Annotated in this window: 14 protein-coding genes and 2 rRNA genes (1 of these 16 running past the window's edge); 8 read left to right on the top strand and 8 right to left on the bottom strand. The window is 55.9% G+C overall.

All coding sequences use genetic code 11. The annotated features are described in order from the left end of the window. Together ACR2TX_RS05330 and rrf are read left to right on the top strand one after the other, a co-directional pair. Window positions 1-525: ribosomal RNA gene (locus ACR2TX_RS05330) — 23S ribosomal RNA — on the top strand; it begins 2,366 nt to the left of the window's first position. A 95-nt stretch (window positions 526-620) separates the two neighbouring features. Next, a 5S ribosomal RNA gene (rrf, locus tag ACR2TX_RS05325) occupies window positions 621-733 on the top strand. Window positions 734-1,227: 494 nt separating this feature from the next. Here rrf and ACR2TX_RS05320 read toward each other — a convergent pair. Together ACR2TX_RS05320 and ACR2TX_RS05315 are read right to left on the bottom strand one after the other, a co-directional pair. Next, entirely contained in the window at window positions 1,228-1,413 is a 186-nt protein-coding gene (locus ACR2TX_RS05320) for a hypothetical protein (protein ID WP_077732818.1), read from the bottom strand. A 266-nt stretch (window positions 1,414-1,679) separates the two neighbouring features. Then, on the bottom strand, window positions 1,680-1,868 hold the full coding sequence (locus tag ACR2TX_RS05315) for a hypothetical protein (RefSeq protein ID WP_077732817.1): 189 nt from the start codon (window positions 1,866-1,868) through the stop codon (window positions 1,680-1,682). 1,613 nt (window positions 1,869-3,481) lie between these two features. Between ACR2TX_RS05315 and ACR2TX_RS05310 the strand changes: the two genes are divergently transcribed. After that, window positions 3,482-3,940: an SRPBCC family protein gene (locus ACR2TX_RS05310; RefSeq protein ID WP_434110622.1), complete on the top strand. Its 459-nt coding sequence runs from the start codon at window positions 3,482-3,484 to the stop codon at window positions 3,938-3,940. 157 nt (window positions 3,941-4,097) lie between these two features. On the opposite strand, the gene ACR2TX_RS05305 is transcribed toward ACR2TX_RS05310, so the two are convergent. From ACR2TX_RS05305 to ACR2TX_RS05295, 3 genes are all read right to left on the bottom strand, one after another. Beyond that, window positions 4,098-4,445 carry a hypothetical protein gene (locus ACR2TX_RS05305; RefSeq protein WP_133718036.1) on the bottom strand — a complete coding sequence of 116 codons (348 nt, stop codon included), beginning with the start codon at window positions 4,443-4,445 and terminating at the stop codon, window positions 4,098-4,100. 321 nt (window positions 4,446-4,766) lie between these two features. Continuing rightward, window positions 4,767-4,931, bottom strand: coding sequence for a DUF1328 domain-containing protein (locus ACR2TX_RS05300; RefSeq protein ID WP_077732814.1), 165 nt, complete (start codon window positions 4,929-4,931; stop codon window positions 4,767-4,769). A gap of 176 nt (window positions 4,932-5,107) precedes the next feature. Further along, complete coding sequence (locus ACR2TX_RS05295; protein ID WP_077730803.1) at window positions 5,108-5,911, bottom strand: hypothetical protein; 804 nt, start codon at window positions 5,909-5,911, stop codon at window positions 5,108-5,110. A 749-nt stretch (window positions 5,912-6,660) separates the two neighbouring features. Between ACR2TX_RS05295 and ACR2TX_RS05290 the strand changes: the two genes are divergently transcribed. Further along, window positions 6,661-7,368 carry a CHRD domain-containing protein gene (locus tag ACR2TX_RS05290; protein WP_434131475.1) on the top strand — a complete coding sequence of 236 codons (708 nt, stop codon included), beginning with the start codon at window positions 6,661-6,663 and terminating at the stop codon, window positions 7,366-7,368. Between the two features lie 233 nt (window positions 7,369-7,601). Here ACR2TX_RS05290 and ACR2TX_RS05285 read toward each other — a convergent pair whose 3' ends face one another. The 3 genes from ACR2TX_RS05285 to ACR2TX_RS05275 all read right to left on the bottom strand — a co-directional run bounded on the left by ACR2TX_RS05285 (window position 7,602) and on the right by ACR2TX_RS05275 (window position 10,175). Further along, on the bottom strand, window positions 7,602-8,771 hold the full coding sequence (locus ACR2TX_RS05285) for a zinc-dependent alcohol dehydrogenase (RefSeq protein WP_434110619.1): 1,170 nt from the start codon (window positions 8,769-8,771) through the stop codon (window positions 7,602-7,604). Window positions 8,772-8,837: 66 nt separating this feature from the next. Then, window positions 8,838-9,719, bottom strand: a complete 882-nt coding sequence (locus ACR2TX_RS05280; RefSeq protein WP_434110617.1) for an SRPBCC family protein — start codon at window positions 9,717-9,719, stop codon at window positions 8,838-8,840. A 21-nt stretch (window positions 9,720-9,740) separates the two neighbouring features. Further along, window positions 9,741-10,175 (bottom strand): GlcG/HbpS family heme-binding protein, encoded by a 435-nt coding sequence (locus ACR2TX_RS05275; protein ID WP_077730808.1) that lies wholly within the window; start codon window positions 10,173-10,175, stop codon window positions 9,741-9,743. A 265-nt stretch (window positions 10,176-10,440) separates the two neighbouring features. Here ACR2TX_RS05275 and ACR2TX_RS05270 point away from each other — a divergent pair, with 265 nt between their 5' ends. The 4 genes from ACR2TX_RS05270 (at window position 10,441) to ACR2TX_RS05255 (ending at window position 14,023) form a co-directional block, all read left to right on the top strand. After that, window positions 10,441-11,466, top strand: coding sequence for a class I fructose-bisphosphate aldolase (locus ACR2TX_RS05270; protein ID WP_077730809.1), 1,026 nt, complete (start codon window positions 10,441-10,443; stop codon window positions 11,464-11,466). Window positions 11,467-11,687: 221 nt separating this feature from the next. Then, complete coding sequence (locus ACR2TX_RS05265) at window positions 11,688-12,215, top strand: GbsR/MarR family transcriptional regulator (protein WP_086133436.1); 528 nt, start codon at window positions 11,688-11,690, stop codon at window positions 12,213-12,215. 57 nt (window positions 12,216-12,272) lie between these two features. Next, the gene (locus tag ACR2TX_RS05260; RefSeq protein WP_086133437.1) at window positions 12,273-13,553 is read left to right on the top strand and encodes an NAD(P)H-binding protein; all 1,281 of its coding nucleotides are present in this window, start codon (window positions 12,273-12,275) and stop codon (window positions 13,551-13,553) included. Further along, window positions 13,553-14,023, top strand: coding sequence for a DUF2269 family protein (locus ACR2TX_RS05255; RefSeq protein ID WP_077730812.1), 471 nt, complete (start codon window positions 13,553-13,555; stop codon window positions 14,021-14,023). The genes ACR2TX_RS05260 and ACR2TX_RS05255 overlap by 1 nt, the downstream gene beginning before the upstream one ends. Window positions 14,024-14,033 lie beyond the last annotated feature (10 nt).

The following is a 14,033-nucleotide window of genomic DNA, read 5'->3' as shown; positions in this document are numbered from 1 at the left end:
TAGGTCCTAGTGATCCGGTGGTTCTGTATGGAAGGGCCATCGCTCAACGGATAAAAGGTACTCCGGGGATAACAGGCTGATACCGCCCAAGAGTTCATATCGACGGCGGTGTTTGGCACCTCGATGTCGGCTCATCACATCCTGGGGCTGTAGCCGGTCCCAAGGGTATGGCTGTTCGCCATTTAAAGTGGTACGCGAGCTGGGTTTAGAACGTCGTGAGACAGTTCGGTCCCTATCTGCCGTGGGCGTTGGAGATTTGAGGGAAGTTGCTCCTAGTACGAGAGGACCGGAGTGAACGAACCTCTGGTGTTCCGGTTGTCACGCCAGTGGCACAGCCGGGTAGCTATGTTCGGACAGGATAACCGCTGAAAGCATCTAAGCGGGAAGCCCCTCCCAAGATGAGATCTCCCTGGGACTACGAGTCCCCTGAAGGGCCCTGGAAGACCACCAGGTTGATAGGTGGGGTGTGGACGGTCAGTAATGGCTGAAGCTAACCCATACTAATGGCCCGTGAGGCTTGACCATATAACACCCAAACCGTTTGGGTGATGACACAAACGCCGTGTACGTTGTCCGAGTGAAGAGCTAAAAAATAAAAGCTCGACTCAAAACCAGTTTTGCCTGGTGGCCAGAGCGAGCGGGAACCACCCGACCCCATCCCGACCTCGGAAGTGAAACCGCTCAGCGCCGATGATAGTGCAGATCCCTGTGCGAAAGTAGGTCACCGCCAGGCACCTCTTACCCAAAGCCCCGTCGCCTAAATGGCAACGGGGCCTTATTCTTTTGTCGCTGCTCAGTGTCATTGACACGAGACCGTCTACCGGTGACGCCAATGTATTGTTAGCTAAACTATCGACGCGATGCATTCGTGTGGCTGCTGACAGGCGATGCAGTCACACTTACCTCCATCGCAGCGAGTTGAGCATTCGGGTGTGAACGTATAGGGATAAAAGGTATCGCTATTAGCGCAGTTGATCGAATAAAATGCTGTTCAGGGAAGATCGATGTTTTTCATTAATTGACCGGTCCATACTCCTTCCCCAAATTTCTTACACTATAGTCGTTTCAAGCTTCGCCCAAATCGGCAAGCATTGTTACCGGCGCGGAATTTTGTCGCATTTCCGGATGCTGCCGCGCGAGACGTATTGCAGACAAAAAACCCGGTCGAAGCCGGGTTTTCTGCGTACGCCGGTCGTCTCGAATACCTTGATCAGCACTGCTCCACAGTTATTTTGTTTGTTGCTCAACCTCTTTTTTGGTCTCCTCATAAGCATCATAAGGCACGCTAGACATTTCTCGACCTTTCAACAAAAGAACTCCAACAATCACCACGATAATCAATCCGCCAATGTAGAACCAGAAATAATCTTTCTTAGGTTGTTCCGGCTGCCCTTGTCCTGGTTGTTGTGCCATCTTGCTAACCTCCGCTGGTACAAAAAAGAAAAATTGATCACACCCAATTGCTCGGTATGCTGCACTCGGCTTGCTCACGTTGACAGAGACTATTACCCTACGGAATTCGCTGCGACGCAACTAAGTAGAATTGCTTACAGGACGCCGAAGAAGTAGGGAAAAGCTCAACTACTTCGCTTTTCGCTTAGTCCTTCGAAATGCGCGATCCGGAGCCAATGGCTGGAAGAATTTCGCTCGAGCCCGCAACGTGAGTCGTTCCGGGGCAGCTAATCGGCCGAAAACATCGAATAAAGGCCGTAAGCCAGTCCCACCCACGCCAGAGTTCTTACGATTGGCAGCCCCAAAAGAACCAAGCTACAGATGACAACCAAGCTCAAACCGCTCCAGGTGCTCTTTTCCGTTAGCCGATTCACAAGCCAATGGGAGGGGGCGGATTCAGATCTTCTTTCTGCCATGGTTTTTCTCCTTGTCGATTGTGTCGCCATTTTTTGCAAAACCTTTTGGGACTTCCGAGTCACCAAAAGGAGCAAAAACTTGGCGACAAGTTATTGCCTGCGGCGCCCCGGACGCCCTGCGTTCGACCGGTCCCGACCCGACAAGGGGTCGGAACCTGGCTCCACAATGGCTCGACGCCCGGTCGCGATGCCTTGTGGATGGCCTACGACCGTTGCTAACGCAACGACCTTCGGCCATCCACCCGGCGCTCGGGCTTCCGGGGACTACTCGACTCGCTCGCATTCGCATCGCTCCATGTCTCGCAGCGGCTGTATTTAAGCTCAGATCGAAACTTGAGCGTGGCACCGCGTTAAGAGCCAATTTTGAAAATCTTAGGCATCCATTTAGGGCAAAATGCGAAAGGCGTAAAGAGACGAGACGGAATATGCGAAGCAGCAAACCAAACCGGATTTTCGGAAAGCCACGTACAAATAATCACCTCGTACGACTCTTTCGCAATTGTAAATATGACCTCGGCTAGTCAAGGTAGTTGCCCGAGCGTTTCACCCTATGAATCCGAAAATGCTCTGATCGGAGCTGCTTTCGACACCGGATACAAGAACTTAGTGAAGCTACCGATGTCACTTTAGATGAGGCAATGCATCGCTTTTTAGGGATGGAGCTTCACGATCCTCAATCTGAAAGGAGATAAGCTTATGAAAAAGCTGATTGCCGTTGGCCTAGTTTGGCTTTCGCTCGCCTTCGGTGGCTGTCAGAACGAGACAACTCCAACCAGTCCCGGCGGTCCCGGTGGCGGCAGCCCAGCCGAGCCGCAGCCAGGACAAGCTCCAAGCGAGCGTTAGTCCGAATCGTTGAGTTTCAATTGAAAAAAAACAGAATTCACCGCTTTGAGACCTGCTGTTTACAGCGGGTCTTTTTTTGTCTATCGATATCAAGAATAGAGAGTTCTTATACCCGAGAACTTATTAAAATTACTTCGCCAGTTATCTGGCGAGCTTATGCCGGAAGCAATGGTGGCAGTCAGGGCATCTGAAGATCAGTAGCCGGCGCCGGACCATCATCGGCAGGCTGGGGCCGGGGTGCGGTGTCGCGCACTTTTTCCCCGGCGGGCGGATTTCTGCCGAAGGTGTTGTAGAAAGCCGAGCGTGACCATGGTCAGCAACGTGTGATGATGAGTGATGAGGTTTGATAATGAGATTGAGTCCATCAAGGTGGTGTAAATTCCGAGGGTGAACCCAGTGTCGGTTATGTGTTGGTTTAAGCGGGCAGTGCCGCGAGGTCGGCGTTCCCCGGGGCCAATTAGACCGTGCAGATAAACCGGTGCCAGTGCTGCCGGGATTCATGTCCTAACGTATCCCAAAAGGGAAGCAGTCAATCCGCTATTTCCTGTTCCCAATGCGTATCCATAACCAGATCAACCGGATGGTTGAATCAAAAATCTGGCGAAGTAGTGCTAGGAGATATCGGATTGGCGTATAAGAATCTGCATGAACTGCCTTTGCACTCGCTAGGTCCAACTTTACGTCCACGGGTTCGGCAGGATCACCGTGTGTCTTTAACGTAGTAGGGTTGTTACATTGAATTCAGCCGACTCAATCCGAGGAGACCGGACATGGCTAGTCTGCACAAGTCCATCGAGATCGATGCGCTGGCACAGGTCGCTTACCACCAATGGTTGCAGTACGAAGAATTTTCCGAGTTTATGGACAACGTCCAGGAAGTCCGCCGTATCGATGACACGCATCTACGTTGGCGCGGCGTGATCGCCGGCAAGCCGATAGAGTGGGTTACTGAGGTTGTCGAGCACGTGCCGGGAAGGCGCATCGTCTGGCGAAATTCGGAAGCTGCCGATACTCATGGCGTAATTATGTTCGAACCTCTGAATATGGGGCGTACCCGGATGACTTTGGACATCGAATACCAACCCGAAAGTCTGGAAGAAAAGATCGGCGACGTCCTCGGCATAGCGGAGGCTAACTTGGAGGATGATCTTCAGAACTTCAAGGAATTCGTCGAATCTCGTGGCAGATACACTGGGGGTCCAGACCCGAACTCCGTCAGTCCGGCCTGATTCTGAGGCTAATCGTATTATTGACCGTGCTGGTGATGCTCTACCGGGTCGGAGCGCGAAGTCGACGCCTTTGCGAGACCGCGGTGACATGTTTGTCCGTGCGCGGTCACGCAAAGGCCCCAAGATCAGTAGGCTGTCGATAAATTGATCCGCCGACCTATATTACCGTCGAGAGAAATCCGAACGTGAGCAGCGTCTTATTTCCTTCCCGGCCAACGCTTAGGGCCGAGAATAGGTAATAATCGTGATAGTCGTAGAGCTCCAAATCGTGCTCAACTGTAAATGAACTGGGTATGCGGTCGAGTTCGATTGCTTTCGTAAAGTGCTCTTCTTTAGCGGGATTATTCAAGAGCATTAGTTCACCGACAATCAGCGCGACGCCCAGAGCCAAACGCCGTAATTTTTGTTTTTCGGTGCCGAAACGGGTGAGCGTACCGCATTTTCGACATTGAAAAAGTTTTTCATAGTTTCGGTGGCCACATTCTTTGCATTCTACGAGGGACATGCACTCAATACCTCAAGCCAAACAAACAGCAAAATTTTTCCTCGTTCGTGAGGAATACCGGCCAGAATCCGCAGAAGGCTAATGAGTTAGCGGAAGCCGGCGACACGCCAGTTTAGCAGGAATGTAGACGCTATGTGGCACTGGGAGGGTTATTACGACCGCGACGAAGTGCAGCGCCCATTCGGACGCACGTAATGTATGGTCGCTGGCGGCTGATATTCAGCTGTGATGAGTTGTGGGTAAATTCCGCAACGACTGTACGCTGGGCAACAGCCGCTGGACGGGCAGCGGCTGCCAAATAAAGGTTCGAAGTCCCCGCGTCTAGACAGGGGGACGGCGGCCCATCAAGAAAAAGACCAGAGCTAAGATCAGTCCGACAACGAACAATATCCAAGCGATATTGACCGCCGTGCCGGCTATGCCGCTGAATCCCAGAAGGGCGGCGATAATGGCGATGACGAGGAAAGTAACTGCCCAACCTATCATGGCATATCCTCCGTGGTTGGTTATTGCACTTCACCGGGCGATGAAATGTGGATGCAATAAATAAGACAAGCGTAAGGCCCGCTTTGCTCAATCGATATCTTTCCGGCACGTGGCCCCGTTCTGACAGAAATCATGCGATAAGCCGACGAGGCCGACCGAGTCGGTACGGTCGGCCCCTAAATTCGGGATACCGCTGTTTGCACCTCATCAAGCCGATTCGCCGCCTTGGCGGAGATCCGTCGGTTTTCGGTGATACCCAAGAAAATGTCTCGGAACATCACGTAATTCACGGCGATCCAGAAGCCTTGAACGATGGGAATGAGCGGATACAGCCCGAATGCTGTGAAAACCAGTACGCTCGCAAAAGAAAAGGCGGCTATCATGAGAATCGAGCTCCGATTCAGCGCGGCGCCATGTTGTCCGTATGCGAGCGCCCTGATGAAGCCTGCACCTAGACTCCGCAATGGATAAAGAAAGCCGAGGCCGACGGGTAAGATCATTGCCCATTCGATAAGATTATTTCCGCTTTCTTCATAAACGTGCGCGAGTTGCGTCGACAAATCGCTTTCACCGTAAGTGTTTGCCGTTTTGGCAGAAACGACTCGACTGCTCTCATTGGCCACGGCTGCCGCTTTGCTGGCGGTGATAGCCATGTTCAGGGGAATGGTCGTCAGAAACACGAACATGCCTACCTGAAAGGCGAATTTGACTGCGTCGCGGAACAGCGAACCGAAACGCGAGCTCATTCCTATCCAATCGGACTCATGATCCACCACCACCGCGAGATTGAACCCGAGCGCGAGTGTCAGATATCCCGCAATCGGTTCCGCAGCGCCCGCGGCGCCGGTAACCAGGCAGCACACGGTCATTACGGCAATCCATACCGGCCATTTCCGCGAAACCAGCTCAAACCCCTGCTTGATCCAGTTTCGCCACGCATCGGGAGACGCCTGTCTGGGTTGGATAAAACCGTTCGCCATGAATAAACCTCGCGCAAGAGCATCGTAGAAAATTGGCGGCACAGTTTACAACACGCCTGGCCCGGTCAACGACGTGGTAACACAGTATTGTTAATTGGTGATCGATCGGCATTCCGTGGTGGCGCTCCAGAGCGGCGTCTTGCAATTCACCAAGGCTGGGTCAACGAATTTCGCGTGCCATGCTTGGAGAAAGCGGCCTGTCCTCGCGACGAAACCGCAGATTTGTGTTCGCGCGATCGGCGGCTTCGGAGCCGAAGTATATTTCGACGCTCGATAGTTCATGCCTATCGGAACCGATTCTTTCAATCTCGCGCATTTGTCCTTTCACCTCTCGCGTGATGATGGGGACAATCGTGGCCGAAACGCCGACAGTAATTACCAACCTTATCCGTTCGCAACCGGTGCAATTGTGATCGTGCGTTATTACCCCGCGGAATTGCCCTCCCGGTGCGGCCGATGTTCGTCATTGCATCGCAGCGGAAAACAGCGCCGACAATATTGCCCGATATCTTGGAACGCAGCGGTTTGGTCCAATGACATATCTACCTCTGTCTCAGATAATTTACTAATAAGAAAAACACTGTTTCGCAAATGAGGAAATCTGTGTCGGAACGGAAGCACCTGTAGCAACATCGAATCACAGAAGAACAAGAGGGCAGGTCCGTAAGTCTGGATTTACTTACAGAGTTGTAATCGTTCTCGAAGTGGTGTGTCACCGGGAACAGAGGATTTACACGGAGGATAGGGATATGATCATGCGCAAAAAAGCGATATCGATTTTGTTGGCCGGATTATTTTCTGGCACTGTCTATAGTCAAGAAGGACAGGGACCGTTTGTCGCGAATTTGACGGGCCAGGAAGAGGTTCCGCCAGTCGAGTCCACAGTCCGGGGGGTGGGAATCTTTACCCTCAATCAGGATTCGACACAATTAACTTACCACGTCAGCGTGCAGCAATTGCAACAAGTCGACACCGAAGATGGGACAAGACTGACCCAGGCGCATTTGCATTGCGCTCCACCGGGGCAAGCCGGTCCGATAGTCGTAGACTTGTTGGGAATGGTCCGAGGTGGCTTAATTGCACCACTTGAACTTAGAGCAACCGTGTCGGATGCCAATATCGTTCAGGAGGCGGACCAAATGACTGCTGAACAGATGGGCTGCTCGACTACAATTGGCACCCCGATCACCAACATGTCTGAGTTGATTCAGGCCATTCAGGCCGGAAACATCTATGTGAATGTACACTCGGAGCAGAACCCCCAAGGGGAAATTCGCGGCCAGCTCACATCCATCACCGTGGGTGCACAGCCGCCGGGTGCACAGCCGCCGGGTGGACAGCCGCCGGGTGAACAACCGCCGGGTGAACAACCGCCGGGTGAACAACCGCCGGGTGAACAACCGCCGGGTGAACAACCGCCGGGTGAACAACCGCCGGGTGAACAACCGGCTCAGTAGTTGGGCCGAGAGGAGCGAAGTGAAGAACGATCGCTTGTCGGCAAAGACCGCAATCCATCGGATTTGGTCGGCGGGTGAATTCGAGCATAAAGCTCAATGAGCCTGACGATTTAACCGACCATCAGCCAACGCGGAAACTGTCCCTCAATTTTAACCGTTATCTTAAAAAGGCCTGCTTCCCGGCAGGCCTTTCTTTTTGGAAGTCTTCACTTGGAAGACCTGCTCATTCCTACTCACGGCTTCAGCACGACCTTGATGCATTCGTCCTGCTTGTGCTTGAACATCTCGTAGCCCTCGGGCGCATCGTCGAGCGGCATCTGATGCGTAACGATGAAGCTCGGGTCGATCTCCCCGTTCCGGATTTTCTCGAGTAGCGGCTGCAGATAGCGTTGCACATGGGTTTGCCCGGTCTTGATGGTCAGCGACCGGTTCATGACGGAACCCATGGGAAACTTGTCGATAAATCCGCCGTAGACTCCTGGAACCGAAACCGTACCCCCGTTGCGGCAGGCCATAATGGCCTCGCGCAGCACGATGGGCCGGTCGGTCTCCAGCATCGTCGCCTGCTTGGCGCGGTCGTAGGCGTATTGAATGCCGTGTCCGTGCGCTTCCATGCCGACGGCATCGATACAGGCGTCCGGTCCACGGCCTCCGGTCATGCCCATGAGCGAATCGTAGACATCGACCTCCTCGTAATTGAGCGTCTCCGCCCCCCCTTGTTCACGCGCCATGCGCAGCCGATCGGGGAAACGGTCTATCGCGATGACCCGCTCTGCGCCAAGCAGATAGGCGCTCTTGACGGTGAGCTGGCCCACCGGTCCGCATCCCCAAACCGCCACGGTATCGCCGGGCTGAATGTCGCAGGCTTCCGCCGCCATGTAGGCGGTTGGGAAGATGTCGGAAAGAAACAGAACCTGCTCGTCGGTAAAGCCGTTCTCGATTTTGATCGGGCCGACATCGGCGAAGGGGACTCGCGCATATTCGGCTTGCCCGCCGGCATATCCGCCGACCAGGTGCGAATAACCGAAGATTCCCGCCGGCGAATGCCCCCAGAGCTTTTCGGCCATCACCGCGTTCGGGTTGGAGTTTTCGCATAGCGAATACTGCTTTTTTTGACAGAAGAAACAGTTGCCGCAAGAGATGGGAAAAGGGACCACCACGCGATCGCCGACCTTCAGGTTCTTTACGCCCTGTCCGACATCGACGACTTCGCCCATGAATTCGTGGCCGAGGATGTCGCCCTTTTCCATCGCCGGGATGAAACCGTCGTAAAGGTGTAAATCGGAGCCGCAGATTGCGGTCGATGTGATTTTTACGATGGCATCGCGTGGGTTGAGAATTTCCGGATCGGGTACCTGTTCCACCCGAAGATCGTTCTTGCCGTACCAACAATTCGCTTTCATGACAGTGTTCCTTGTCCGAATCGATGAGCCGCTGAGCGCTATGAAAACGGGCGGCGGAATTTAGTGTCACGTTTGGACGATTTCGTCGTACTTTCTCGACAGGCTGCGAGCCCGCCCCGCGGGTTGCCCCTCGGTGGTTGCGATCTCGCCGGTTTCCATGAGCTGCTTCAAGCGGTGCAAGTCCACGGCGATTTGCTTCTCGGGCGCTTCGCCGAACAGCCTCGCGATCTTGGCGCCGATGATGCCGCCCGGCGGCCGATAATCCATCTCTATCTTGACTACCGTGCCGCGTCCGCCCGGTGCACGCTCGAAGCGTACCGACCCGACATTGTCCACATCCGCGCCTTCGAGCGAGCGCCAGGCAATCAATTCGCTCGGCCGGTCTTCGATCACTTCCGAATCCCATTCGACATGCATTCCGGCAGGTGCCTTTGCAACCCAATGGGAACGGCCCGGTCCGATATCCCGCACGGATTCGATGTGATTCATGATGCGCGGAAGGCTCTCGAGATCGCGCCAGAACCGGTAAATATCCTCGGCCGGGCGGTCAATCGTGATGCTTTCCCGCACATGGATGGTGCCACTTTTGGTTCCGGTGCTCTGGCTCAGTTGTTCACTGCCGATGATGTCCAGGGCCGTCACGCCGGCTACCGCTGCCATGGCCGCCGCCGCTCTGCCGCGTTTCGGGTTGTCTTCGCCCAGAGCCGATCCGAGCAAAGCCAGGTCCAGCGCGTCGCCGGCAACCCGCGCCTGGAGCCAATTGGGATTTCCGGGCTGCATGAGTATGCCGATCCCGGTCGCGATTTCGCGAAGTCCGAACAGTTGCACAATGCCGTGCCGACCGTCGAGGCCGACCATATCGGCGACTTTCCTCGGTGCCGCGACTTCGGCAAGGCCCAAACCGATACTGAACCAGCCTAAGCTTTTCGCCATTTGTTTCTCGTCCATAGCGTTCCGCTCCTCTGATTTTCAGGTTCGCCAGGGATGTTCCGGTAGATCGGACACACCGATCACCTCGCACCCAGCCATTGCAACCCTGTGATCATTCTCGACCGTACTGCCGCTCGCTCCGATAGCGCCGATCAGAACGCCATCGGCATTCACAATAGGGAGCCCGCCGGGAAAGGTGATCAAGCCCTCATTGGAAACCTCGATTCCATACAACGATCCTCCGGGCTGCGACATCTTGCCGATCTCGCCGGTCGGCATGCCGAAGAAACAGGCAGTCCGTGCCTTTCGGATCGCGATGTCGATGCTGCCGACCCAAGCGTCGTCCATCCGGGCAAACGCCTTCAGGGTTGCGCCGGAGTCCACCACGGCGATGCAACTGCGTGCGCCGATTTCCTCGGATTTTTTAAGTGCTGCGGCGATGGCGCGTTGTGCTTCTTCATAGCTGACGTGCATGGCTTTTCCCTCCGTCGATTCGTTAAATCTGTTCGACAATCCGAACAGTGGGGCGTTGCGCCTACAATGCGGGAAAACGGGCAAGTTTGCGGCTGATCATAATGCGGGAAGCGACGGACCGGAGCGGACCTTCGGCAGTTTAAATGCAGGCAGGCGTGGAACGATTGGCACCCTCCGCGATGCGCTCGGTCTAAGGTCCTATGTACGGCTGATCTCCAACTTGGGTTAGCCGAACATGAATTTCCACGCTAAAGAAGGAGGGCTTATGTCTGATGAGTTGGCACAAATAGCCGCGCGCATGGTTGCGCCGGGCAAGGGACTGCTCGCCGCAGATGAGAGTACCGGCACCATCGAAAAACGATTCAAGAAGCTCGGGATCGAATGTACCGAGGAGTCTCGTCGGGACTATCGCGAGATGCTGTTTACCGCGCCGGAACTGGAAAAATACATCAGCGGCGTGATTCTGTACGACGAAACGATTCGCCAGCGCGCATCCGACGGCAAGCTTATCCCGGAACTCCTCGCCGAAAGAGGGATCATTCCCGGCATCAAGGTGGACAAAGGCTTGGTGGACTTGCCGTTCTTTCCCGGCGAACGGTTTACCCAGGGGCTCGACGGACTCGCGGGTCGGCTGGACGAATACCGCCGGATGGGGGCGCGCTTCGCCAAATGGCGCGGGGTAATCGCCATCGGCGAGGGCATACCCACGTCCCAGTGTTTGCGCGCGAACGCCGAGTCGCTGGCTCGTTATGCCGGACTCTGTCAGGTCCATGGGCTGGTGCCCATCGTGGAGCCCGAAGTGCTGATGGACGGAGCGCACGATATCAAAACCTGCCGATGGGCGACCGAGGCGGCACTGCATGAGGTTTTCGATGCGCTCACGCGTTACCGCGTCGGGTTCAAGGACATGATCTTGAAGCCCAACATGGTGCTATCCGGCGCGGACTGCCCTCGTCAGGCGCCGCCTGAAGAAGTTGCCGAGATGACGCTGGCCTGCCTCAGGCGAACCGTACCGGTGGCAGTCACCGGCATTGCCTTCCTGTCCGGCGGCCAGAGCGATACGGTCGCCAGCGCCAATCTCAACGCGATCAATGTGAAGGCCCAGGCCCTGAAAACGCCTTGGACGTTGACCTTCTCGTTCAGCCGGGCCTTGCAGGCATCGCCGATGGCGATCTGGCGCGGCCAGGCGGAAAACAAGACCGCAGCCCAGCAAGCTCTCATCCGGCGTGCACGCTTCAACGGAGCCGCGGCGTTGGGGCAATACGATCCTGAAATGGAGCAGGCGGCGTAGCGACAGTCGTTGGTTCATCAGTTCGATGGGCCAAGACGCAGCGTTGCGGCCGCTTGGGCGTATTGAATGCTTCCCGAGGAGAGACTGAAAGCATTATCGCCTCAAACCTGGCGGTCCGAGTCGTTCCGGCGGTAAACGTTAGCCGACCAAAAACGAGTTGACTGCAAGATCGGCTCGTGGTCTATTATTTCCGTCAGTTCTGAAAATTCAGATAAAAAGATATGAAACTCACGCCGGTCATGGAAAAATACGTTCTGCACTGGGGGGAAATGGGGTCGCGATGGGGCGTCAATCGCACCGTGGCGCAGATCCACGCTCTGCTGTACCTCGCCGGGAAACCCTTGACCGCCGACGAGATCGCCGAAACTCTGGGGGTGGCGCGCTCGAATGTGAGCACCAGTCTTAAGGAGTTGCAGAGCTGGGGCCTGGTCAAGCTGCTGCATGTCAAAGGCGACCGCCGTGATCATTTCGAGGCCCTCTCGGATTTGTGGGACACCTTTTTCGCCATTGCCGAGAACCGCAAGCGCCGCGAGTTGGACCCCACGCTGACCGTACTCCGGGAATGCGTCCTCGACGCCAATGAGGACGAAAGCGGGCCCGAAGTGCAGCGCCGTATCGAGGCGGTGGCCAAGTTCCTGGAGCGGTTGCTTTCTTGGTACGACCAGATACGGCGCTTGCCGAGGCCGGCATTGATCAAGTTGCTGGATCTGGGCGCCAAGATCGAGAAATTGTTGGGCTCGAAGAGCTGATTTTTTGCGCTTATCTTTCTGTTAAGACTGAAATATCAGAAATAAAAGGAGATCGCGATGCGAGTTCTTGTGACCGGAGCTTCGGGATTTATCGGACGCCATATCGTGCATGCGCTGGCGAGGGATGGGCATGAGGTGATCGCGGGGGTGCACCGAGCATCGCCTTCCCGTGATGCGCCGGGAGTCCAATCGATTTCCATCGACTTTGCTCATCTTTTGAAGCCTGTCGACTGGCTGCCCCATTTATACGGGGTCGATGCGGTGATCAACGCGGTCGGGATCATTGCCGAGCGTCGGAACAGCCGGTTCGACGACGTGCATCGCGATGCCCCGATAGCCTTGTTCGAGGCGTGCCGCCGGGCCGGCGTACGGAAGGTCATTCAAATTTCCGCTCTGGGTGCAGACGATTCGGCGTTCAGCCGTTATCACCTCAGCAAAAAGGCCGCCGACGATTTCCTGGCGACGACGGATCTCGATTGGTCCATCCTTCAGCCTTCGCTGGTGTTCGGACCCGGCGGGCAGAGTTCGGCTCTTTTCTGCGCGCTCGCGGCCCTGCCGGTCATCCCGTTGGTCGGCGACGGCGGACAGAAGATTCAGCCGGTACACGTGGACGACTTGACGCGGACCGTGCTGCGGCTGCTGAAATCCGGTGCGCCGGCTCGCCTGCGGCTTCCCGTGGTCGGGCCGGAGCCCATGACATTGCGCGAGTGTCTGGGCGTGCTCAGAAATTGGCTAGGCTTGGGGGAAGCGCATTTCATTCCGATTCCCTATCGCTGGCTGTTGGCCATTGCCGACCGGCTCGGCGCGATGACGGCGACTCCTTTCAACGGAGAAGCATTGCGCATGCTTCAGCGGGGCAATACCGGGGACCCGGACATTTTGTCCGCCCGCCTGGGGCTTCGTACCGAAGGCTTGGCATCCGCTCTCCGAAATCGACCCGGCACGTCGGCCGAACGGATCTACGCCCGGCTGTTCTTTATCATCCCGGTCCTGCGGTACGCTTTGGCGCTGCTGTGGATCTGGTCGGGGCTGACCTCGGCGTTGTTTTTTCCGGAGAGCGAAAGTCTCGAGCTTTTGGCGGCCACGGGCATTACCGGTTCGGCGGCTCCTTGGGTGCTGTACGGTGCCGCCTCCCTGGATGTCGTGCTCGGAGTCGCTCTGCTGACGCGTTTTCACGTGGTCCTGGTGGGCCTGCTTCAGCTCTTGGCGATGCTCGCTTATACCGCGGTCATCACCGTAAGCTTGCCCGAATTTTGGCTCCATCCCTTCGCGCCGATCGCGAAGAACATTCCGATTCTCATCGCTACCTTGGCGATTATGGCCGCGGAGAAACGCTGATGGACGTCCTGATCATCAAATGGGTTCATATTCTGAGTTCGATGTTCCTGTTCGGCACCGGTATGGGAACCGCCTTTTTCAAGTTCACCACCGACCTCAGCCGCAATGTGCAGGCGATGGCGATCACCAACCGGCGTGTGGTGCTGGCCGATTGGCTGTTCACGACGCCGACCGTCGTCGTCCAGCCGGTCTCGGGGTTCGCGCTTGCGGCGCTTTACGGTTATCCGCTGGATTCGCCGTGGCTGGTCGCGTCCGTGCTGATGTATATCATCGCCGGGGGCTGCTGGCTGCCGGTCGTGTACCTTCAAATCCGCATGCGAAACGACTGCGACCGGGCGCTTGCCACCGGCGAGCCGTTGCCCGAGCGTTATTGGCGAGATCTGAATAAGTGGTTTTGGCTGGGGGTGCCGGCCTTCATCGCCATGCTAGCTACGCTGTATCTGATGGTTTGCAAGCCGACATTCGTTTGAAAAGGGGGAT

Source organism: Methylocaldum sp. GT1BB, from assembly GCF_051027545.1.
Lineage (GTDB): Bacteria > Pseudomonadota > Gammaproteobacteria > Methylococcales > Methylococcaceae > Methylocaldum.
Note: the sequence above shows the minus strand (reverse complement) of the source record. Positions and strands in the feature narration are given on the sequence as shown.